The following is a 21,372-nucleotide window of genomic DNA, read 5'->3' on the forward strand; positions in this document are numbered from 1 at the left end:
GCCCGCGGGCCGGACAGCCAACGTGCTTACTTGTCGAGCAGGATGCGCAGCATGCGGCGCAGCGGCTCGGCCGCGCCCCACAGCAGCTGATCGCCGACCGTGAACGCCGACAGGTATTCGCCGCCCATCGCGAGCTTGCGCAGGCGGCCGACCGGCACCGTCAGCGTGCCGGTGATCTTCGCCGGCGACAGGTCGCGCATCGACGCTTCACGCTCGTTCGGCACGACCTTCACCCAGTCGTTCGCCGATGCGAGGATGCCGTTGATCTCGTCGAGCGGCACGTCCTTCTTCAGCTTGATCGTCAGCGCCTGCGAGTGGCAGCGCATCGCGCCGATCCGCACGCACAGGCCGTCGACCGGGATCGAACCCGGCTCGCCCATCGCGGGCTTGCCGAGGATCTTGTTGGTTTCCGCGCCGCCCTTCCACTCTTCCTTCGACATCCCGTTGCCGAGATCCTTGTCGATCCACGGAATCAGCGAACCGGCCAGCGGCACGCCGAAGTGACTCGTCGGCATCGCGTCGCTGTTCATCGCGGCCAGCACGCGGCGGTCGATGTCGAGGATCGCGGAAGCCGGATCGGCAAGCTGTTCCTGCACCGCGCCGTTCAGCGTGCCCATCTGCGACAGCAGTTCGCGCATGTTCTGCGCGCCCGCGCCCGATGCGGCCTGGTACGTCATCGCGGTGATCCAGTCGACGAGGTTCTCGCGGAACAGGCCGCCGAGCGCCATCAGCATCAGGCTGACCGTGCAGTTGCCGCCGATGAAGTTCTTCGTGCCCTTGACGAGCGCGTCCTTGATCACGTCGAGGTTGACCGGATCGAGGATGATGACCGCGTCGTCCTGCATCCGCAGCGACGATGCCGCGTCGATCCAGTAGCCGTTCCAGCCGGCCTCGCGCAGCTTCGGGAACACGTCGTTCGTGTAGTCGCCGCCCTGGCACGTGATGATCACGTCGCACTTCTTCAGCTCGTCGACGTTGGTCGCGTCCTTGAGCGTGGTCTCGTTTTTCGCGAACGACGGCGCCTTGCCGCCCGTATTGCTGGTGCTGAAAAACACCGGTTCGATCAGGTCGAAATCGCCCTCTTCCTGCATGCGCTGCATCAGGACGCTGCCGACCATGCCGCGCCAACCTACGAGACCTACGTTCATGACTAACCCTTTGCTTTGAATGGAGCTTCCCCGCCATTTCCGTCCCCGCGTGACCGCGCGGGGAAACAGGCGGGCACGACGGCGATCAGCGTTTAATGATCGTTTTCGTGGTAATGGTTTTCGTGATGACGATGGCGCGCGCACCCGCACGGGCAGTGTTGCCGTGGAGTTTCAGGACCGGGGAGATCAGGGAAATCAGCGCCATCGTTCGAGTCTACACAAAGCCGGTGGCCCGCACAACGGCCAACCGTGCGCGAACCGGCCGATTTTTCCGGCCCGTTCGCACCCTTTTCCACATTAATTACCGCACTTCATTGCCACGCGCTTACAACGCGGCGACCACCGCATCGCCCATCGCGGCCGTGCCGACCTGCTTGCAGCCCGGCGTCGCGATGTCGCCGGTGCGGTAGCCCTGTTCGAGCACCGTTTTCACCGCGCGCTCGATGCGATCGGCCTGCTCGGCGCGATTCAGCGAGTAGCGCAACAGCATCGCGGCCGACAGGATCGTCGCGAGCGGGTTCGCGATGCCCTTGCCCGCGATGTCCGGCGCCGAACCGTGCGACGGCTCGTACAGGCCCTTGTTGTGCTTGTCGAGCGACGCCGACGGCAGCATGCCGATCGAGCCCGTGAGCATCGACGCTTCGTCCGACAGGATGTCGCCGAACATGTTGCCGGTGACGATCACGTCGAACTGCTTCGGCGCCTTCGCGAGCTGCATCGCCGCGTTGTCGACGTACATGTGCGACAGCTCGACGTCCGCGTACTCCTTCGACACGTCGATCATGATGTCGCGCCAGAACTGCGACGTCTCCAGCACGTTCGACTTGTCGACCGACAGCAGCTTCTTCGCGCGCTTTTGCGCGGCCTGGAACGCGACGTGCGCGATGCGGCGCACTTCCGGCTCCGAATAGCGCATCGTGTCGAAGCCTTCGCGCTCGCCGGCGAACGGGCCGTCCGGCGCCGCACGCACGCCGCGCGGCTGGCCGAAGTAGATGTCGCCGTTCAGTTCGCGCACGATCAGGATGTCGAGGCCCGCGACGAGTTCCGGCTTCAACGGCGATGCATCGACGAGCTGCGGATAGCAGATCGCCGGGCGGAAGTTCGCGAACAGCTCGAGGTGCTTGCGCAGCCCGAGGATCGCCTGCTCGGGGCGCAGCGCGCGTTCCAAGGAGTCGTACTTCCAGTCGCCGACCGCGCCGAACAGGATCGCGTCGGCCTGCTTCGCGAGCGCCAGCGTCGCGTCGGGCAGCGGATGGCCGCTCGCCTCGTAGCCCGCGCCGCCGACCGGCGCCTGTTCGAGTTCGAACTTCTCGTCGAGTGCTTTCAGCACCTTCACCGCTTCATTGACGATTTCCGGACCGATGCCGTCGCCGGGCAGCACTGCAATCTTCATGCGAAATTCCTGACTGGGTAGAGTGTGATGGAGGCAGGCCGGCGAGCGCGCGCAAAGCGCGCCCGCCTCGAACGCGATGTCAGCGGACCAGCTTGGTGTTGAGCCAAGGCTGCTTCACGAGCCGCTCTGCCTCGAACTGGCGGATCTTGTCCGCGTGGCGCAGCGTGAGGCCGATGTCGTCGAAACCGTTCAGCAGGCAGTACTTGCGGAACGCGGCGATCTCGAACGGATACTCGCGGCCGTCGCCCGCGCGCACGACCTGCGCGTCGAGATCGATCGTCAGTTGAAAGCCGTTGAACGCGGCCGTCTCGTTGAACAGGTGATCGACCTGCTGCTCGGTCAGCACGATCGGCAGCAGACCGTTCTTGTAGCAGTTGTTGAAGAAGATGTCCGCGAAGCTCGGCGCGATGATCGCGCGGAAGCCGTACTGCTGCAGCGCCCACGGCGCGTGCTCGCGCGAGCTGCCGCAGCCGAAGTTCTTGCGGGCGAGCAGCACCGATGCGCCCTGGTAGCGCGGCTGGTTCAGCACGAAGTCCGGGTTCAGCGGACGCTTCGAGTTGTCCTGGCCCGGCTCGCCGTGATCGAGATAGCGCCACTCGTCGAACGCGTTCGGACCGAAGCCCGTGCGCTTGATCGACTTCAGGAACTGCTTCGGAATGATCGCGTCGGTGTCGACGTTCTCGCGATCGAGCGGCGCCACGACGCCGGTATGTACAGTGAATTTTTCCATGATCCGTCTATCCGGTTGAAGGGCCGGCAGTCAGCCGGCGCACATCGACAAATTCTCGGCGGGAAACGTCACTCCGCGGCGCGCTTGAGCGCGCTGCCGGCGGCGTTGACGTCTTCCCCGAAGCCTCGGACGGTATTGCAGCCGGCCAGGCCGAAGCCCAACCCGGCCAGCGCCAGCGCGGCAACCAGCCGCGCGATGACCTTCGATGCCGTCACGTGTTACCCCAGCTGGCGAATGTCGACGAAGTGACCTTCGATCGCCGCGGCCGCCGCCATCGCGGGGCTCACGAGGTGCGTGCGACCGCCCGCGCCCTGCCGCCCTTCGAAGTTGCGGTTCGACGTCGACGCGCAGCGCTCGCCCGGCTCGAGCCGGTCGGCGTTCATCGCGAGGCACATCGAGCAGCCCGGCTCGCGCCATTCGAAGCCCGCATCGGTGAACACCTTGTCGAGCCCTTCGCGCTCGGCCTGCGCCTTCACGAGGCCCGAGCCCGGCACGACCATCGCGAGCCGCACGTTCGACGCGACGCGGCGGTTCAGCTTCTTCACGACGTACGCGGCCGCGCGGATGTCCTCGATGCGCGCGTTCGTGCACGAGCCGATGAAGATCTTGTCGACCTTGATCGATTCGATCGGCGTGTTCGGCTCGAGCGCCATGTACGCCAGCGCGCGCTCCATCGCGTCGCGCTTGACCGGATCCTTCTCGCGCTCGGGATCGGGCACGCGACCGTCGATCGACGTGACCATTTCCGGCGACGTGCCCCACGTGACCTGCGGAACGATGTCGGCGGCATTCAGCTCGACCACGCGGTCGAATTGCGCGCCGTCGTCCGACTTGAACTGGCGCCAGTACTCGACCGCCTGATCCCATTCCGCGCCGGTCGGCACGAACGGGCGGCCCTTCAGGTATTCGATCGTCGTGTCGTCCACCGCGACCATGCCTGCGCGCGCGCCGGCCTCGATCGCCATGTTGCACACGGTCATGCGGCCTTCCATCGTCAGCGCGCGAATGGTCGAGCCGCCGAATTCGATCGCGTAGCCCGTGCCGCCCGCGGTGCCGATCTTGCCGATGATCGCGAGCACGATGTCCTTCGCGGTACAGCCGCGCGGCAGCGCGCCCTCGACCTTCACGAGCATGTTCTTGCTCTTCTTCTGCAGCAGCGTCTGCGTCGCGAGCACGTGCTCGACTTCCGACGTGCCGATGCCGTGCGCGAGCGCGCCGAACGCGCCGTGCGTCGACGTATGCGAATCGCCGCACACGATCGTCATGCCCGGCAGCGTCGCGCCCTGCTCCGGCCCGATGATGTGGACGATGCCCTGGCGCACGTCGTTCATCTTGAACTGCGTGATGCCGAACGCGTCGCAGTTCGCGTCGAGCGTGTCGACCTGCAGCTTCGAGACGGGATCGGCGATGCCGTGGCTGCGGTCCGTCGTCGGCACGTTGTGGTCCGACACGGCCAGGTTCGCGCTGATGCGCCACACCGGACGCTGCGCGATCTTCAGCCCTTCGAACGCTTGCGGGCTCGTGACTTCATGCAGCAGCTGACGGTCGATGTAGAGCAGGGTCGTGCCGTCTTCCTCGGTGTGGACCACGTGGGTGTTCCACAGTTTGTCGTAGAGAGTCTGTGCCATGGGTATGCGGGGTCGTTGTGACTACAAGCCTTGCGGATGCGGTCGATTATGCCACGCAAAATCGGCCCATGGAGTACCACGATAACGAAAAAAGTGAATAAAAACAGTGAGTTGGGTAGTACACGCGATACCCGGATAAGCATTACCCGGCAAGCGCGGCGGCTTGCGGCGGCGTGCTACCGGAAGAAATTGCGCAGCTCGCGCGCCAGCGCCTGCGGTTGCTCCTCGGGAATGAAATGCCCGCTATGCGCGATCGTCGCGGCCGTCACATCTTCCGCCACGTGTCCGAGCGGCCCCGCCATGTCGGGTATGGACCCCTGATCCGCACTGACAGCGAGCACGGGCATCTTCAGCTTCCCCAGCGCCTGCAGCGTGCGGTTCTGAGCCGACGACGCCGACACGGCCCGGTAGAAGGCCAGCCCCGCTCGCAACCCGCCGTCCCGGGTGAACACCCGGAGATACTCGTCGACATCCGCGTCGGAGAACGACTCGGGATTGGCCGCCTTGCGACGCAAGAACCAATCGAGATACTCGCGCTCCTTGCCGGCAATCAACGTCTCCGGCAGGTCGGCGACGGTATGAAACGCGAAGTGCCACGTGCGCCATGCGTTGCCGGGCTCGATCGGCAGTGCGGCGGGCAGCGTGATGCCGGGTATCCCCGCGTCGAGCAACGCCAATCGCTTCACCGCATCGGGATACATCGCGGCAAACGGATAGGCGACCCACGCGCCGACGTCGTGAGCGGCCAGGTAAAAGCGCGCGATCTTTTGCTGCTCCAGCAGGCGCGCAAGCGTTGCCGCGACGGTCTGCGTGTCGTAACCGACGAGTGGACGGTCCGAATCGCCTTGTCCGGGAAGATCCGGCGCCACGATCCTGAATTCGTCCGCGAGAAGCGGCATGACTCTCCGCCACGCGTACCAGCTTTCCGGAAAGCCGGCGAGCAGGACGATGGTCTCGCCGTCGGCGCGGCCTCCTTCGACGAAATGAAGGCGCACCCCGTCTACCGTATCGAACCGATGACGAAAGCCGCTGAGCCGCGGGTCTTCCCGAAAATAGGGCGCGGCCTCGAGATGCGAAGCATCCGCGGTGGATTGATGCTGGTACATAAGTTCGTCCTCTCCACAGAATCGACTGCGCTGGATGATGGCCCCCGAGCAGCGGGAGCACTTCCGTTCGGAAATATTTGTTTCCTAATTCGGCGAAACCGAATCACGCGCATGCGCGGTTTCGCGTGTTGCTTCACATCGCGTCGCCTGTCGGGTGACGCACAAACCTTAGTCGAGCAGCCGCATTGCCTCGTCAACCAGCATCGACATGTCGCTCCGGCTCTGGCCGAGCTTCCCCACCACTCGAAGCCCCTGCACCATGGCAAACAGACAGCTCGACGTGGCTTGCGCGTTCAGCGCGGCATCGACGGATCCATCGGCCTGCCCCTGCTTGATCAAATCGCGAAGGAGACGCTCGATCCTCTGCATCGATCTGTGGACGATGCCGGCGATCTCGCTATCCAACGCACTCAGAACCATGGCGCCGCCGACGACCAGACAGCCCTTTCGACCCTCGTCTCCATGCGAGACGTCCGCGTAAAAGCGCAGGAGCGCTCGCACCTTGTCCCGTCCGTTTTCTTCATCGGCAAGGATCATGTTGAGCTCGCTGACGCGCCGATCGATGTACCGGTTCAACGCGGCAACGAAGATGGCGTTCTTGTCGGCAAAGGCTTTGTAAAGACTGCCTGCGGTGAGCCCCGTCGCCCGGGACAGATCGCCGATAGAAGTCGCGTGATAGCCACGCTCGCGAAAGACGCGGATGAAGCCGTCCAGCGCTTCATCCATATCGAATTCTCGCGGCCTGCCCACGTTCGCTGCAATTTTCCTAGCCATGCGCCATTATAGGAAATGATCATTTCCAAATCAAGCCATGCGAACCGTACAGGCGTCACTGGCATTTCGCACTCGATCTCATAGACTGTCTATTCCCAACGGGCGGCGCGCGGCTGCCCTCCCCGCCATCGCGATGCGTGCGTCCCGGCGCATCGACCGGACAGGAGCCTTGCATGCGGTACGAACTCTATTACTGGCCTGAAATCCAGGGCCGCGGCGAATATGTGCGGCTCGCGCTCGAAGCGGCCGAAGCCGATTACGTCGACGTCGCGCGCGAATCGGGGCGCGGGATGGGCGTGTCGGCCATGATGCGCATGATGGACAGCGCGAAGGCCGAATGCGTGCCGTTCGCGCCGCCGTTCCTGAAGGCGGGCGACGTGGTCGTCGGGCAGACCGCGAACATCCTGCTGTTTCTCGGCGCGCGGCTCGGGCTCGCGCCCGACGACGAAGCCGGCCGGCTGTGGGTCCATCAGATCCAGCTGACCGCCGCCGATTTCATCACCGAGATCCACGACACGCACCATCCGATCGGCAGCGGCCTGTACTACGAGGACCAGCAAGCGGAAGCGGCCGAGCGCGCGGCCGATTTCCTCGAGAACCGGCTGCCGAAATTCCTCGGCTACTTCGATCGCGTGCTCGAACAGAACCCGCACAAGCGCGGCTATATCGCGGGCAGCGCGCTCAGTTACGCGGACCTGACGATGTTCCAGTTGATCGAGGGCCTGCGCTATGCGTTCCCGAAAGCGATGAAGCGCGCGGAGCGCAAGGTCGCGACGCTCGTCGCGCTGCACGATCGCGTCGCGCGGCATCCGCCCGTCGCGCGCTACCTCGAGTCGGAACGCCGCATCCCGTTCAACGACATGGGGATCTTCCGGCACTATCCGGAGCTGGACAAGTAACGGCCCGGCACGTACCGCGGAACGTGCGCGCACGGGCGAATTTCACGCAGGATCAGCGCGGCTGCCCGTGCTGCGCGGCGGCCGCGTCGACGGCTTCCACCGAGCGCGTGAGCCACGGCCCGATGTCCATCTCCTCGTAGCGCACGAGCCGGCTCTTGCGCGCGCGGCGATACGCCCACCAGATCGCGACGAACAGCGGAATCCATACATAGATCGACAACACTTCCATCCAGTCGATGCGCGCCGCGAAAAACGCCTGGTAATCCTGCCCGAGCGAAATCACGATGCAGACCGCGACCGCGAACACCGGCCCGAACGGAAACCATTTCGCGCGATACGGCAGTTGATCGAGTCGATAACCCTGCTTCAGGAATCCCCTGCGGAACCGGTAATGGCAGACCGCGATGCCGAGCCACGCGATGAAGCCGGTGATGCCGACCGTATTCAGCAGCCACAGATAGATGCGCTGGTTGTTGGTCAACGACGTGAGGAAACACAGCCCGCCGACGGCCATCGTCGCGTACAGCGCGTTGCGCGGCACGCCGCCCGGCGACAGCGTCGCGAACATCGCCGGCGCGCGCCCTTCCGATGCAAGGTTGTACAGCATCCGCGTCGCCGCGTAGGTACCGGAATTGCCGGCCGACAGCACGGCCGTCAGGATCACGAGATTCATCGCACCGGCCGCGAGCGGGAACCCCGCGTGGCTGAATACCAGCGTGAACGGGCTCACGCCGATGTCGGTCACGTCGCTCTTCAGCAGGTTCGGATCGGTGTACGGCACGAGCAGGCCGATCACGAAGATCGCGAGCACGTAGAACAGCATGATCCGCCAGAAGATCTGCTTCACCGCGCGCGGGATCGTCTTGCGCGGGTTCTCCGATTCGCCGGCCGTGATGCCGACCAGCTCGGTGCCGAGAAACGAGAAGCCCGCGATCAGCGCGACGCTCATCATCGCGTGCACGCCGCCGACGAACGGCGCGTCGCCGGTCGTGAAGTTGCGCCAGCCGACCGGATGCCCGGTGCCGGTATGCCCGCCGCCGGTATGCCCGCTGCCGGTATGCCCGCCGCCCAGCACGCCGGCCGCGATCAGCAGCCCGGCCGCGATGAACGCGATCACGGTGACGACCTTGATCAGCGAGAACCAGTATTCCGATTCGCCGAAGCCGCGCACCGACAGCGTATTGAGCAGGAAGATCAGCACGAGGAAGCCCGCGCCCCACCACACGCCCGGCACCGACGGAAACCAGTAGCGCATCACGATCTGCGCGGCGACCAGCTCGATCGCGATCGTCACCGCCCAGCTGTACCAGTAGGTCCAGCCGAGCGCGACGCCGAAGCCTTCGTCGACGTACTTCTCGCCGTAGATCGCGAACGAGCCCGATACCGGCATCAGCGCGGCCATCTCGCCGAGCCCGGTCACGACGAAGTAGACCATGACCCCGATCGCGATATACGCGGCGATCGCCCCGCCCGGCCCCGCCTGCGCGACCGACGCGCCCGACGCGACGAACAGCCCCGTGCCGATCGACCCGCCGATCGCGATCATCGCGACGTGGCGGCCCTGCAGACGGCGCTTCAGCGCCGTCCCGGACGGTGCGGCCGTGTCCGTCGCCGCTTGCATGGCATCCATGGTGTTCCCCCTGATTGTGAGTCGGCCAGCCGATTCGATTCGGAATGCAAATCGATTGACCCGGTCATTCGCATCCAAACCGGCCCTGCCGGGCCGGTCGCATCACGCGACGCTGCGCTTGATCGACTGCAGTTCGGCCGTCGTCACGATCTTCTCGATCCGGAACCGCGGGCTTTCCAGCCACGCGTTCGCGATCCGCCGGTACTCGTCGAGGTCCTCGCACGCGAGCCGCACGAGAAAATCGAACGTGCCGCTCACCAGCCAGCAATCGAGCACGGCCGGATTCGCGCGCATTTCCTCTTCGAACGGCGCTTGCGAACGCCCGTGGTCGGCCAGCACGATCTGCGCGATCACGACGATCGGCTTGGTCGCGCGCGGCGCCTTGATCACCGCGCGGTACCCTTCGATCACGCCGAGCGCCTCGAGCCGCTCCACGCGCGCCTGGCACGGCCGCGGCGTGAGATTCACGAGCTCCGACAGCTTCCGGTAGGAAATCCGTCCGTCGGTACGCAGGATGTCGAGGATCCGGAGATCGATCTTGTCGAGCTGCATCTTCTTGTCGGTCATCCGCGTTCGCTCCGGTCGGGTCGTGGCTCGTGGCTCGTGGCTCATGCGCGGAACGTCTGCCGTTCCGCGCGGGGCCACATTATCCGGCCGAAGCCGCCGCGCGCCAATCGGCTAGAACCGCAGCGACAGGCAGGTCAGGCCGCCGTCCATCTTGCGGAACTCGCTCGTGTCGATCACGTGCAGCGGCATGCCGAGCGGCGCGATCGCGTCATGCACGCGCGGATAGCCGGCCGGCGTGATCAGCGTGCCGTTCACGCGCAGCGTGTTGCCCGCGTATTCGTCGGCGGCCGGGATCGCGATCCGGCGATAGTCGGCGAACGCCGGATGCGCGGCCAGCGCGTCGGTCACGAGCAGCGTGTCGTCGCCGAGCGCGTTGACGACCGATTTCAGGTGCAGGCCGGCGCCGACCGGCACCGCGACGACCGAATAGCCATGGCGCGACACCAGCGACTCGAACGCGGCGATGCCTTGCGCGTCGGTGCGGCTCGTCAGGCCGATGAAGAAGCGCTTGCCGACCAGCATCACGTCGCCGCCGTCGAGGCGGCCCTGCTGCATCGGCAGCAGTTCGCGATGCACGCGCAGCGCCGCTTCGATGTGCGCGGTCTCGCCGCGCCGCGCGGGCGCGCCGGGGCGCGTGATCACCGCGAATTCCGGCGTGACGACCGCGACGTCCTCGACGAAATGCGAATCGGGAAACGCATCGAGCGGCGGCAATTCGGTCAGTTCGACGCCGAGCATGCGCAGCGCGTCGCAGTATGCATGGAACTGCGTGAGCGTCTTGTCGTAATCGGGTGCGCCGAGTTCGGCGGTGGTCAGGCCCGCGCCGCAGGACGGCGCGGGACGGCGAACGATCGCTTGCGTGAATTGCATCGACTCCTCCATGATCTGCGCCGCCTCCGTGCGGTGCACGGGCCGGCAGCGTTGTGTCCGGACCATTATCGGAAGCCAATTTGCGCAATTCGCGTCGATTTCGGCGCCACCGACAGCCGATTGCGTCGAATTGCGCGCACCAAGCAGCGGATTCGGCAGACGGGCCGCCCGCCGTCTCGCGAATGGCCGTTTCGCCCGCCGCCCGCGCGTTACGCGCCGGGCTTGAATCCCATCTGCGCACGGCCGAGCGCCGTGAGATCGCCCTCCCCCGCACGGCCATCGAAATCGGCCTCGAAATGGTCGGCCGGGAAATCGGGCGGGCTGTCGCCACGCAGGAACGCGAGCCGCTGCCGCTGCAGGTATGCATCGTTCTTCGCGCAGCCGGGCGCGGCCGCGATGTACATCACGTTGCTGTCGCCGCTGCCGCGATGCGCGTCCTCGACCGCATGCACGACGTCGCCGTGCCAGAACACCGCGTCGCCCGGTTCCATGTGCGGGATCGGCACCAGTGCGTCGAGCAGCAGCGCGTGCCATTCGGGGCGGATCGACAGCGCGCGGCCGGGACGCGCGCCGCACAGGTCGTCGTCGGCGACGTCGTCCTGCAGCGCGCGCAGCACGACATAGGCCATCGCGTTCGCGACCGGGATCAGCTGCAGCGTGCCGTCGCCGGGCCCCTGCGGCGTCAGCGCGGTCCAGCCCTGGAACGTGCGGAACATCGAACACACGGCCGGCGACGGAATCTCCTCGACGTCGGGGCGGAACGCCGCATCGAACGGATCGTAATCGCGCCAGCGGCCGGCCAGCACGTGGCGATAGACCTGGCGGAAATTCGCGCCGAGCCAGCGCTCGACGGAGCCGCCGTCGACGTGCGGCGACAGCCCGAGCGACGTCGACCCGGGCGGCCGGCGACGAATCCGGTCCGCATAGGCGGGCACCTGGTCGGAATCGAAATGCGTGCGCGTACCGTCCGCATGCCGCCACAGACGGTTCAGGAACACCCGCGCCTGCGTGAGCGCCGGCGACTGGCGCGCGGCCACCTGCGGCTTCGACCAGTAGACGCCGTAGATCTGCGGCTTGCCCGACGCGAGGTTGCCGAAATAGCGGTCTTCCGCGCGCGCATGCAGCCGCTCGGTGAAACGGTTCGCATCCAGATACGCGCCGATCTCGTCGTTCCAGTCGCGTGCCTGCTGCGCATCCAACACGCCGCGGATCACGACCGCGCCGTGCGTGCGGATCGCGGCAATCGCGAGCGGATCGACGGTCCCGCTCGCGACATCCGCGAACGGCACGACCGGAATCACGTCATCGCCATGCGCGTGCGCGCGGCGGATCGCGTCGACCTGCCGCGCGATGTCGCCCTCCACTTCGCGGAACGTGGCCGCGTAGCCGGGCAAGTCGGCGCGTAGCGCCCGTTTCGCCGTGCGGATCGCGGCCGGCAGATCGTCAATCGTCAGGTGCATCGCTTGTCTCCTCGCTGAATCGCGTTTTGATGAGCACTCAGCGTACGGCCGCCGCACGGTCATCATCGATACTATCCAGCCAATAATCGATACAATCCTGACAACCGCGCGTTACTCGGGACGATGGCAGACCACGCACAGCTTGTTGCCGTCCGGGTCCCGGAAATACGCGCCGTAGTAGTCGCGGTGATAGTGCGGTCGGAGGCCCGGCGGCCCTTCGCAGGCGCCGCCGTGCTGAAGCGCGAGCGCATGGCAGCGATCGACGTGATCGCGGGTCGGCGCATCGAACGCGATCGTGTGGCCGTTCCCCGGTTCAGGCGCGCGTCCGTCGAGCGGCTTGCCGAAGAAGAACAGCGGCCGGTCGGCGTCGGCCGGCATCCAGCCCGACCAGCCGTCCGGTTCGTGGAATTTGACGCGCAACCCGAGTTCGGCGAACAGCGGCGCGTAGAAATCGTAGGCGCGCGCCGTATCGCCGACGCCCACGCAAACATGTGAAAACATGGCATCGCTCCGTCGTGAAGATCGCTCACGATCATGCCACGGCGCGCTGCCCGCCCCTACCGGAGGCCGCGATGAAACCGCAATACGAGCATGTGACGTTCGCGTCCGGCTGTTCGATCCGCGTGTATCACCGTCAGCTCGCGCGCATTCCGTTCGAGTGGCATCGCCATCCCGAGTACGAACTGACGCTGACGCTCAACAGCCGCGGCCAGCGCTTCATCGGCGATCACGTCGCACGCTACGCGGATGACGATCTCGTGCTCGTGCCGCCGAACCTGCCGCATACGTGGTCGTCGAACGCGCGCATCGATCGCGGCGCGCCCGAGGTCGCGCTCGTCGTCTGGTTCGACGGAGACTGGGTACGGCGGCTGGCCGACTGCTGCCCCGAATACGCGCCGCTGCGCTCGCTGCTGCGGCGCGCGGCGCCGGGCCTGCGCTTCGACGTGGAGACGGCCCGCGCGATGCGCGCGCGGCTGCCGCGGTTGCTCGATCCGTCGCCGCGCGTGCGGCTCGCGGCCACGCTCGATACGCTTGCCGATCTCGCGGAAGCCGGCGGCGAACCGCTCGCCACCTCGCAGGCCTACGATCGCTCCGACGCAGCCACGTCCTCGGTCGACTCCACCGCATCCGGCGTCGAACGCCTCGACCGCGTGCTCGACGCGATCGACCGGCAGTTCCACGAACCGCTGCGCATCGACGCGCTCGCGGCCGTCGCGCACCTGTCCGAACGCACGCTGCAGCGGCTGTTCGCGCGTCATATCGGCGAAAGCGTCGGCCGCTACGTGCAACGGCTGCGGCTCGCGCACGCGTGCCGCCATCTCGCCGGCACCGACTGGCCGATCGCGACGGTCGCCGCGCGCTGCGGCATTGCGAATGCCGCGAACTTCAACCGCCAGTTCCTCGCTGCGCACGGCATGACGCCCGGCGCGTACCGGCAGTTCTTCAAGCAGCACGGCCACGCGCCCGACGACGATGCGCCCGCGCTCGACACACGGCCGCCGTCGCTGGAGCGCCGCGCCGGATCGCGTATCGCCTGATCGGCACCGAACGCCTGAACGGCGTCGATCCCGACGAGTGCGAGCCCAATGACGCCCGCACCTTCGATTCGACTTCGCGCGCGATCAGCGCCCGCATCTGCTGCCAGAGGTTCTGCTCGCGCCGGCCGAGCTCGTCGCGCATGCGGAAGAATGCCTTCACAGGCGCAATCTTTGGTTGCACTCCTCCCGGTCAATTGCCGCTTCCGGATTGAAGCGTTCTCCGGTTCGCGTTTCATGCTTTTACTGCGCATGAGTGAGGCTTCCGGGTCGGCGTACATCATTAATATCGGCACTACACCTTGTGTTAACCGGAGAAACCGACATGACGGGCGGCAACAACTTTCCTCGAGTTACGAATGGCAATAACGCTTACACGACTGATTTTCATGAACCTTACCCAGCGCCCGGCTCGGGGGCAGGGTCGGGGACTGGGCCCGCCTCTCACACGCAGCCACCTATCCATGGGATGCCTCCGGCATTCAACGGGCGTCCATCTTCTGCGCCAACGACGACTGATCCCGCGTTTGCTGGCCCCTATAGCAGCGTAAGGCGACACGGTATCCTTTCTCAAGACCAGATGCGAGATCAGCACATTGCATTTAATCAATCACACGACGGTCAAGTGGCGCGGAGCGATATCGATGTTACCCGGATACACGGTAGCCCGGATCCTCAACAGAGGGCGCGCTCCGCGCGCATGGCTGTGGAAAACTCTGCGCATGGGGCGCTGTCCGTCGCGCTCGAACGCCATGGATACGGCCCGCTGCATACTGAAACACACGCGCCATCAACGGAAGAGGTGCTTCGCTCGTTGAGTCCCGAACAACGTAAAGAGTTTGAGGCAGCGATGGAGTACGGTATGAAGCCTGAGCAGATTCTCGAGATGATGGCGACGGATCAACGAACAACAAGTTTGTCGCCGCACGGGCAATCGCAGGCCTACCATCGGATGCAGAGTACTTTTATGGTGACAGCGCACGCCAGTGCCCCAGCGGCCTATGCATCCCCGTACGAAGATACCCGTCACAGTATTCCGCCGTCAGCGTTTCGTGGCGTTTACGTCCCGCAATCGCATGCGCACACCGCTCGTCAAGTTGATCGGGAATTAGCCGCGCGTCAGCCGGTATATCCGCGGGCCGTCGTCGTGCCGGATCAGCCCGGAATGAACCCATATTATCAGGCGTCAAATGGTAACCAGCATCAGGTCCATGGTGTTCAAGCTCCTGACTATTACAATGCCCTTAGAGCCCAGCTCAGTTCCGAGGACGACTATGACGCACACATCGTAAAGACCGGCATTCGGCGCGAATGGTAAGAACGCCTTTAGCCGATCGGCAACGAACGTTGGGAGCGTAAAGCATGACCTTGACATCCTCCCTGCCCGAAGGCAGCGGAGGATATCAATCCCATTGCACATCTGATGGGAATCAGATTGCCCGTGCCGCACGCTCATGAACGGACGGTGTGCATCGAGCGCTTACCTCGCGCCAGCGTCGGCCGCACAAATGACAACACCCCGGCGGGATGACCCACCGGGGTGTCGTGGCGTTGCGATTGCCGGACGCGAGCGGCCTGACGACCGTTCGCGCCGCGCACGGTTTAACGTGCGTTGAGCGGCTTCGCTTCGCGCGGCGTGTCGCCGATGAACAGCTGACGCGGACGGCCGATCTTCTGTTCCGGATCGGCAATCATTTCGTTCCACTGTGCGATCCAGCCGACCGTACGTGCCATCGCGAAGATACACGTGAACATCGACGTCGGGATGCCCAGCGCGCGCTGAACGATACCCGAGTAGAAGTCGACGTTCGGGTACAGCTTGCGCGACACGAAGTATTCGTCTTCCAGCGCGATCTTCTCGAGCTGCATCGCGAGCTTGAACAGCGGGTCGTCGTGCAGGCCCAGTTCGTTCAGCACTTCGTAGCAGGTTTCGCGCATCAGCTTCGCGCGCGGGTCGTAGTTCTTGTACACGCGGTGACCGAAGCCCATCAGCTTCACGCCCGAATTCTTGTCCTTCACCTGCTTGATGAATTCGGGGATGTTGTCCGGCGAACCGATCTGCTCGAGCATGTTCAGCGCGGCTTCGTTCGCACCACCGTGCGCCGGGCCCCACAGACACGCGATACCGGCCGCGATACACGCGAACGGGTTCGCGCCCGACGAGCCGGCCAGGCGAACCGTCGACGTCGATGCGTTCTGCTCGTGATCAGCGTGCAGGATCAGGATGCGGTCGAGTGCGCGGACCAGCACGTCGTTGACCTTGTACTCTTCGCACGGGTTCGAGAACATCATGTGCATGAAGTTCGCGCTGTACGACAGTTCGTTCTTCGGATAGACGAACGGCTGACCGATGCTGAACTTGTACGCCATCGCGACGAGCGTCGGCAGCTTCGCGATCATGCGGATCGCCGACACTTCGCGGTGACGCGGGTCGTTGATGTCGAGCGAGTCGTGATAGAACGCCGACAGCGCGCCGACGGCCGCGACCAGCACCGCCATCGGGTGCGCGTCGCGACGGAAGCCGCGGAAGAAGAAGTGCATCTGCTCGTGCACCATCGTATGCTTGGTGACGGTGTCGACGAACTCCTTCTTCTGCGCCGCGTTCGGCAGTTCGCCCTTCAGCAGCAGGTAGCAGCTTTCGAGGAAGTCGGCGTTTTGCGCGAGGTTGTCGATCGGGTAACCGCGGTACAGCAGCTCGCCCTTGTCGCCGTCGATGTACGTGATCGCCGAATTACAAGCTGCCGTCGACATGAAGCCCGGGTCGTACGTGAACTTGCCGGTCTGGCCGTACAGCTTCCGGATGTCGATTACGTCCGGGCCCATCGTGCCCTTGTAGATCGGCATTTCGACGCTCGGCGAGTTGTCGCTGAACGATAGCGTGGCTTTAACATCAGACGGAGTCATGGCACATCCTCAATCGAAATAAAGAAACGGGATTCGATAACGGGCACAGCGTGTTACATGTTGGCGTTACACGTTGCGCAGCATCTCCAACAGCCGGTGAATCTCCGGGCTGTCTAGGTCGCCCTCTGGTTCCTTGCGCGCGAGGAGCAAGTCCATCAGGTCGTTGTCGCTCAGATCGAGCAGGCGCGACAACGCGCCTACGTCTGCATCGGTGAGGTCATGCTCGTATCGGCTGAAGAAACGCTCGAATACGATGTCGTTCTCCAGCAGACCCCGCCGCGCGCGCCAGCGCAGGCGCGCGCGGCGGTGCGGGTCGGATTGATGCGAATCGTCGCTCATTAAAATTTATACCGCGCGGCGAACCATCAGTTCCTTGATCTTGCCGATCGCCTTCGTCGGGTTCAGGCCCTTCGGGCAAACGTCGACGCAGTTCATGATCGTGTGGCAACGGAACAGACGGTACGGGTCTTCCAGATTGTCGAGGCGCTCGCCGGTGGCGGTGTCGCGGCTGTCCGCGATGAAGCGGTAAGCCTGCAGCAGGCCGGCCGGGCCGACGAACTTGTCCGGGTTCCACCAGAAGCTCGGGCACGACGTCGAGCAGCTCGCGCACAGAATGCACTCGTACACGCCGTCGAGCTCGTCGCGCTCTTCCGGCGACTGGAGGCGTTCCTTCTCCGGCGGCGGCGCGTCGTTGATCAGGTACGGCTTGATCGAGTGGTACTGGTTGAAGAAGTGCGTCATGTCGACGATCAGGTCGCGCACGACGGGCAGGCCCGGCAGCGGACGCAGCACGATCTTCTGCGGCAGGTCGTTCAGGTTCGTCAGGCACGCGAGACCGTTCTTGCCGTTGATGTTCATCGCGTCCGAACCGCACACGCCTTCGCGGCACGAACGGCGGAACGACAGCGTCTCGTCCAGTGCCTTCAGCTTGACCAGCGCGTCGAGCAGCATGCGCTCATGCTGGATATCGAGCTCGTACGTCTGCATGCGCGGCGCTGCGTCCTTGTCCGGATCGTAGCGGTAGACTTCAAAAATGCGTTTTGCCATTTCGGATTCCTTTGACTCGGCTTAGAACGTGCGCGGCTTCGGCGGCACGGATTCGACCGTCAGCGGCTTCATTTGAACCGGCTTGTAGTCGAGGCGATCGCCTTCGCTGTACCACAGCGTGTGGCGCAGCCAGTTGTCGTCGTCGCGGTGTTCGTAGTCGCTGTGCGCGTGTGCGCCGCGGCTTTCCTTGCGCGCTTCCGCCGACACCATCGTCGCGCGGGCCACTTCGATCAGGTTCTCCAGCTCGAGCGCTTCGACGCGCGCGGTGTTGAACACCTTCGACTTGTCCTTCAGGTGGATGTTTTCCACGCGCGCCTTCAGGCCGGCCATCTGGTCGACGCCTTCCTTCAGCAGCGCCGACGTGCGGAACACGCCTGCGTGCTTCTGCATCGTTGCGCGGATGTCGTTCGCGACGTCCTGCGTGTACTCGCCCGAGCTCGACGTGTCGAGCTTGTTCAGGCGCGCCAGCGAGAACTCGCCCGCATCGGCCGGCAGCGGCTTGTGTTCCTTCTGGTTCTTCACGTGCTGAACGATGTGGTTGCCGGCCGCACGGCCGAACACCACGAGGTCCAGCAGCGAGTTCGTGCCGAGACGGTTCGCACCGTGCACCGACACGCATGAGCATTCGCCCACTGCGTAGAAGCCGTTGATCGGTTCCTTGTGATCGCGCGACGTGCCGACGACCTGACCGTGGATGTTGGTCGGGATACCGCCCATCTGGTAGTGGATCGTCGGGACGACCGGGATCGGTTCCTTGATCGCATCGACGTTCGCGAACTTCAGCGCGATTTCGCGGATCGACGGCAGACGCTTCATGATCGTCTCGGCGCCGATGTGCGACAGGTCGAGCAGCACGTGATCCTTGTTCGGACCGACGCCGCGACCTTCCTTGATTTCCTGGTCCATCGAACGCGACACGAAATCGCGCGGCGCCAGATCCTTCAGCGTCGGCGCGTAGCGCTCCATGAAGCGCTCGCCGTTCGCGTTGCGCAGGATACCGCCTTCGCCGCGCACGCCTTCGGTGATCAGCACGCCCGCGCCGGCCACGCCGGTCGGGTGGAACTGCCAGAACTCCATGTCCTGCAGCGCGACGCCCGAGCGGGCCGCCATGCCGAGGCCGTCGCCGGTGTTGATGAACGCGTTCGTCGACGCCGCGAAGATCCGGCCTGCGCCGCCCGTCGCGAACAGCGTCGTCTTGCCTTCCATGATGTAGACGTCGCCCGTCTCCATCTCGAGGGCCGTCACGCCGAGCACGTCGCCGTCCGCGTCGCGGATCAGGTCGAGCGCCATCCATTCGACGAAGAACTGCGTCTTCGCCTCGACGTTCTGCTGGTACAGCGTGTGCAGCAGCGCGTGACCGGTACGGTCGGCGGCCGCGCAAGCGCGCTGGACCGGCTTCTCGCCGTAGTTCGCGGTGTGGCCGCCGAACGGGCGCTGGTAGATCGTGCCGTCCGCGTTGCGGTCGAACGGCATGCCGAAGTGTTCGAGTTCGTACACGACGTTCGGCGCTTCACGGCACATGAACTCGATCGCGTCCTGGTCGCCGAGCCAGTCGGAGCCCTTGATCGTGTCGTAGAAGTGGAAGTGCCAGTTGTCTTCGCTCATGTTGCCGAGCGACGCGCCGATACCGCCTTGCGCGGCCACCGTGTGCGAACGCGTCGGGAACACCTTCGACAGCACGCCGACCGACAGGCCCGCGCGCGACAGTTGCAGCGCTGCGCGCAAGCCGGAGCCGCCTGCGCCGACGATCACGACGTCGAACTTGCGGCGCGGGAGGGAAGTTTTGATTGCAGCCATTCTTTACACTCTCCAGAGAATCTGCGCGGCGTAGCCCGCACATGCGAGCAGCCAGACGATGGTCAGCGATTGCAGCAGCAGGCGCACACCGACGGGCTTCACGTAGTCCATCCAGATGTCGCGCACGCCGACCCATGCGTGGTAGAAGAGGGAAAGCAGCATCACGAAGGTCGCGAGCTTCATCCATTGCGCGGCGAAGATCGATGCCCAGCCTTCGTACGAAAAATCGTGCGCGCCGAAGAACAGGACGAGCAGAATGACCGTGTAGACCGCCATGATCGTGGCGGTGACGCGCTGCGCGAGCCAGTCGCGCAGGCCGTAGTGAGCGCCGACGACGAGGCGCTTCGAGCCGATCCGGTTGTTGGCTGCCATTTTCTTAGAATGCTCCGAACAGTTTGAGTGCCATGGCGATCGTCAGCGCGATCGAGACGACAAAGACGACGACGGCCGTCCGCTTGCCGCCTTCCTTCGTGACGGCGTCGTGGTTGACGTCCATCAGCAGGTGGCGAATGCCGGCGCAGAAATGGTGGAAGAAGGCCCACGACAACGCGAGGACGATCAGCTTGACGACGATGTTGGAGAGGAAAGCCTTGAAGACTTCGAAGCTGAGCTCGGAGGTAAGGCTCTGGTCGAAGAGGAACAGCAGGAACGGCAGGAACAGGAACAGCAGCGCGCCGCTGATACGATGGAGAATCGACAATATCGCCGCCAGGGGCATGCGATATTTCAACGTGATGTCGCCGATTCCGATGTTCCGGTATTCCGGCCTCGGCTTTCTTACTGCGTCAGTCATGCTAGACCCCTACTATGTTGTCACACTAATCCGCGATTTTAGCGCCTTTTTATATCGCGCTGCAGCGAAAGTCTGCTCTGGATCATTGCGCGAACACGAACAAAGGCGGCCCGAAACGTGCTTCGCGAGCGTGGGAAACGCGAATGCACGCGGCTGAACCGAACGTCGTCAGCTCAAGTCATTCTGATAGTAGTACCCGGTTGTGACATACCAGCCGCGACGCACTTCCACCGGCCGGTCCCCATACGTATAGGACACGCGCTCGACCGACAGCAGCGGGAAGCCCGCCGGCACGTGCAGCAGGTCGGCCACCGCCGGATCCGCCGCGACTGCACGGATCTTCTCCGTCGCGCGGATCATCCGCGTCCCGAACTCCGCCTCGAACATCGCGTAGAGCGGCCCCTTGTACTCGCTCAGCCGCTCGAACGTCAGCCCGCGGAACATCGCGCCCGGCAGCCAGATCTCGTCGAGCACCGTCACTTCGCTGTCGAATTCCAGCAGGCGGCGCACCTGCACGACCGGATCGGCGGGCTTCAGGTCGAGCTGCCGCGCGATCTCGGCCGGCGCGCGCAGGCGCCGGCATTCGAGCAGGCGGCTCACGTGCGGGTGCTCGGCGCCGTCGTCGGCCAGCAGACGCAGAAAGCGGAATTGCGCGCGATCTTCGTTGTGCGTTGCAACAAAAGTGCCCTTGCCCTGCCGCCGGACCACGAGGTTTTCGGCGGCCAGCTCGTCGATCGCCTTGCGCACGGTGCCCTGGCTGACCTTGTAGCGGGCCGCGAGCTCCACTTCGCTGGGAATGATCTCGCCCGGCTTCCATTCGCCGGATTCGAGACTTTGCGTGATCAATGACTTGATCTGCTGGTATAACGGGCTGAACGTCGGCGACGCGGACGCCGCGGGCGAGGGCGCGGGATCGCCCGCGCCCGGCTGCCCTGGGCCGCCTGCGCCGGTTTGATTCGCGGTGTTCGCCTGGTTCGATGTCATGGCGCGCATTTCATCACAAACCGCACTTTTTCGTCCACTCAATTTCCGCAAAACATCTGTCTTATATAAGACATATGATACCGTTTGACTTTGCGCGTGACGGCTCC

23 protein-coding genes are annotated in these 21,372 nt (G+C 64.7%); 3 read left to right on the forward strand and 20 right to left on the reverse strand.

Going from position 1 to position 21,372, the window contains the following annotated elements; genetic code table 11:
• Positions 1 to 26: 26 nt before the first annotated feature.
• The 8 genes from asd to JYG37_RS18655 all read right to left on the reverse strand — a co-directional run bounded on the left by asd (position 27) and on the right by JYG37_RS18655 (position 6,779).
• Positions 27 to 1,148 carry an aspartate-semialdehyde dehydrogenase gene (gene asd, locus JYG37_RS18620; RefSeq protein ID WP_050011278.1) on the reverse strand — a complete coding sequence of 374 codons (1,122 nt, stop codon included), beginning with the start codon at positions 1,146 to 1,148 and terminating at the stop codon, positions 27 to 29.
• Positions 1,149 to 1,233: 85 nt separating this feature from the next.
• The gene (locus JYG37_RS18625; protein ID WP_006756675.1) at positions 1,234 to 1,353 is read right to left on the reverse strand and encodes a hypothetical protein; all 120 of its coding nucleotides are present in this window, start codon (positions 1,351 to 1,353) and stop codon (positions 1,234 to 1,236) included.
• A gap of 120 nt (positions 1,354 to 1,473) precedes the next feature.
• Positions 1,474 to 2,541, reverse strand: a complete 1,068-nt coding sequence (leuB, locus tag JYG37_RS18630) for a 3-isopropylmalate dehydrogenase (protein ID WP_124630525.1) — start codon at positions 2,539 to 2,541, stop codon at positions 1,474 to 1,476.
• Between the two features lie 79 nt (positions 2,542 to 2,620).
• The gene (gene leuD / locus JYG37_RS18635; RefSeq protein ID WP_050011279.1) at positions 2,621 to 3,271 is read right to left on the reverse strand and encodes a 3-isopropylmalate dehydratase small subunit; all 651 of its coding nucleotides are present in this window, start codon (positions 3,269 to 3,271) and stop codon (positions 2,621 to 2,623) included.
• 68 nt (positions 3,272 to 3,339) lie between these two features.
• Positions 3,340 to 3,486, reverse strand: a complete 147-nt coding sequence (locus JYG37_RS18640; protein ID WP_011548098.1) for an entericidin A/B family lipoprotein — start codon at positions 3,484 to 3,486, stop codon at positions 3,340 to 3,342.
• 3 nt (positions 3,487 to 3,489) lie between these two features.
• Positions 3,490 to 4,899: a 3-isopropylmalate dehydratase large subunit gene (gene leuC / locus JYG37_RS18645; protein WP_050011280.1), complete on the reverse strand. Its 1,410-nt coding sequence runs from the start codon at positions 4,897 to 4,899 to the stop codon at positions 3,490 to 3,492.
• Positions 4,900 to 5,075: 176 nt separating this feature from the next.
• Positions 5,076 to 6,005 (reverse strand): alpha/beta fold hydrolase, encoded by a 930-nt coding sequence (locus tag JYG37_RS18650; RefSeq protein ID WP_089489163.1) that lies wholly within the window; start codon positions 6,003 to 6,005, stop codon positions 5,076 to 5,078.
• Positions 6,006 to 6,173: 168 nt separating this feature from the next.
• Positions 6,174 to 6,779 carry a TetR/AcrR family transcriptional regulator gene (locus JYG37_RS18655; RefSeq protein WP_080334131.1) on the reverse strand — a complete coding sequence of 202 codons (606 nt, stop codon included), beginning with the start codon at positions 6,777 to 6,779 and terminating at the stop codon, positions 6,174 to 6,176.
• A gap of 173 nt (positions 6,780 to 6,952) precedes the next feature.
• Here JYG37_RS18655 and JYG37_RS18660 point away from each other — a divergent pair, with 173 nt between their 5' ends.
• A complete protein-coding gene (locus JYG37_RS18660) occupies positions 6,953 to 7,678 on the forward strand; it encodes a glutathione S-transferase (RefSeq protein ID WP_050011282.1) in 726 nt (241 codons plus the stop codon).
• Between the two features lie 52 nt (positions 7,679 to 7,730).
• Here the strand turns inward: JYG37_RS18660 and JYG37_RS18665 are convergent, their stop codons facing one another.
• The 5 genes from JYG37_RS18665 to JYG37_RS18685 all read right to left on the reverse strand — a co-directional run bounded on the left by JYG37_RS18665 (position 7,731) and on the right by JYG37_RS18685 (position 12,706).
• Entirely contained in the window at positions 7,731 to 9,308 is a 1,578-nt protein-coding gene (locus JYG37_RS18665; protein WP_213345704.1) for an amino acid permease, read from the reverse strand.
• 102 nt (positions 9,309 to 9,410) lie between these two features.
• The gene (locus tag JYG37_RS18670) at positions 9,411 to 9,875 is read right to left on the reverse strand and encodes an Lrp/AsnC family transcriptional regulator (RefSeq protein ID WP_050011284.1); all 465 of its coding nucleotides are present in this window, start codon (positions 9,873 to 9,875) and stop codon (positions 9,411 to 9,413) included.
• Between the two features lie 111 nt (positions 9,876 to 9,986).
• Positions 9,987 to 10,745, reverse strand: coding sequence for a dimethylarginine dimethylaminohydrolase family protein (locus JYG37_RS18675; RefSeq protein ID WP_124554009.1), 759 nt, complete (start codon positions 10,743 to 10,745; stop codon positions 9,987 to 9,989).
• A 209-nt stretch (positions 10,746 to 10,954) separates the two neighbouring features.
• Positions 10,955 to 12,205, reverse strand: coding sequence for a DUF1479 domain-containing protein (locus tag JYG37_RS18680; protein WP_213345705.1), 1,251 nt, complete (start codon positions 12,203 to 12,205; stop codon positions 10,955 to 10,957).
• Between the two features lie 111 nt (positions 12,206 to 12,316).
• Entirely contained in the window at positions 12,317 to 12,706 is a 390-nt protein-coding gene (locus JYG37_RS18685; RefSeq protein WP_050011286.1) for a VOC family protein, read from the reverse strand.
• 71 nt (positions 12,707 to 12,777) lie between these two features.
• Between JYG37_RS18685 and JYG37_RS18690 the strand changes: the two genes are divergently transcribed.
• Together JYG37_RS18690 and JYG37_RS18695 are read left to right on the forward strand one after the other, a co-directional pair.
• Complete coding sequence (locus tag JYG37_RS18690) at positions 12,778 to 13,743, forward strand: helix-turn-helix domain-containing protein (RefSeq protein WP_124593213.1); 966 nt, start codon at positions 12,778 to 12,780, stop codon at positions 13,741 to 13,743.
• A gap of 577 nt (positions 13,744 to 14,320) precedes the next feature.
• Positions 14,321 to 15,058, forward strand: a complete 738-nt coding sequence (locus JYG37_RS18695) for a hypothetical protein (protein ID WP_213345706.1) — start codon at positions 14,321 to 14,323, stop codon at positions 15,056 to 15,058.
• Between the two features lie 284 nt (positions 15,059 to 15,342).
• Here the strand turns inward: JYG37_RS18695 and gltA are convergent, their stop codons facing one another.
• The 7 genes from gltA to JYG37_RS18730 all read right to left on the reverse strand — a co-directional run bounded on the left by gltA (position 15,343) and on the right by JYG37_RS18730 (position 21,274).
• Positions 15,343 to 16,644: a citrate synthase gene (gene gltA, locus JYG37_RS18700; protein WP_050011289.1), complete on the reverse strand. Its 1,302-nt coding sequence runs from the start codon at positions 16,642 to 16,644 to the stop codon at positions 15,343 to 15,345.
• 66 nt (positions 16,645 to 16,710) lie between these two features.
• The gene (locus JYG37_RS18705) at positions 16,711 to 16,983 is read right to left on the reverse strand and encodes an FAD assembly factor SdhE (protein ID WP_050011290.1); all 273 of its coding nucleotides are present in this window, start codon (positions 16,981 to 16,983) and stop codon (positions 16,711 to 16,713) included.
• Between the two features lie 6 nt (positions 16,984 to 16,989).
• On the reverse strand, positions 16,990 to 17,691 hold the full coding sequence (locus tag JYG37_RS18710; RefSeq protein WP_059237255.1) for a succinate dehydrogenase iron-sulfur subunit: 702 nt from the start codon (positions 17,689 to 17,691) through the stop codon (positions 16,990 to 16,992).
• A 21-nt stretch (positions 17,692 to 17,712) separates the two neighbouring features.
• A complete protein-coding gene (sdhA, locus tag JYG37_RS18715; protein ID WP_050011292.1) occupies positions 17,713 to 19,488 on the reverse strand; it encodes a succinate dehydrogenase flavoprotein subunit in 1,776 nt (591 codons plus the stop codon).
• 3 nt (positions 19,489 to 19,491) lie between these two features.
• Complete coding sequence (sdhD, locus tag JYG37_RS18720; RefSeq protein ID WP_006487767.1) at positions 19,492 to 19,860, reverse strand: succinate dehydrogenase, hydrophobic membrane anchor protein; 369 nt, start codon at positions 19,858 to 19,860, stop codon at positions 19,492 to 19,494.
• Between the two features lie 4 nt (positions 19,861 to 19,864).
• The gene (sdhC, locus tag JYG37_RS18725) at positions 19,865 to 20,281 is read right to left on the reverse strand and encodes a succinate dehydrogenase, cytochrome b556 subunit (protein ID WP_023474464.1); all 417 of its coding nucleotides are present in this window, start codon (positions 20,279 to 20,281) and stop codon (positions 19,865 to 19,867) included.
• Positions 20,282 to 20,449: 168 nt separating this feature from the next.
• Positions 20,450 to 21,274, reverse strand: coding sequence for a GntR family transcriptional regulator (locus JYG37_RS18730; protein ID WP_124630561.1), 825 nt, complete (start codon positions 21,272 to 21,274; stop codon positions 20,450 to 20,452).
• Between the last annotated feature and the right edge of the window lie 98 nt (positions 21,275 to 21,372).

The sequence above is a fragment of the Burkholderia sp. LAS2 genome, from assembly GCF_018417615.1.
GTDB classification, from domain to species: domain Bacteria; phylum Pseudomonadota; class Gammaproteobacteria; order Burkholderiales; family Burkholderiaceae; genus Burkholderia; species Burkholderia sola.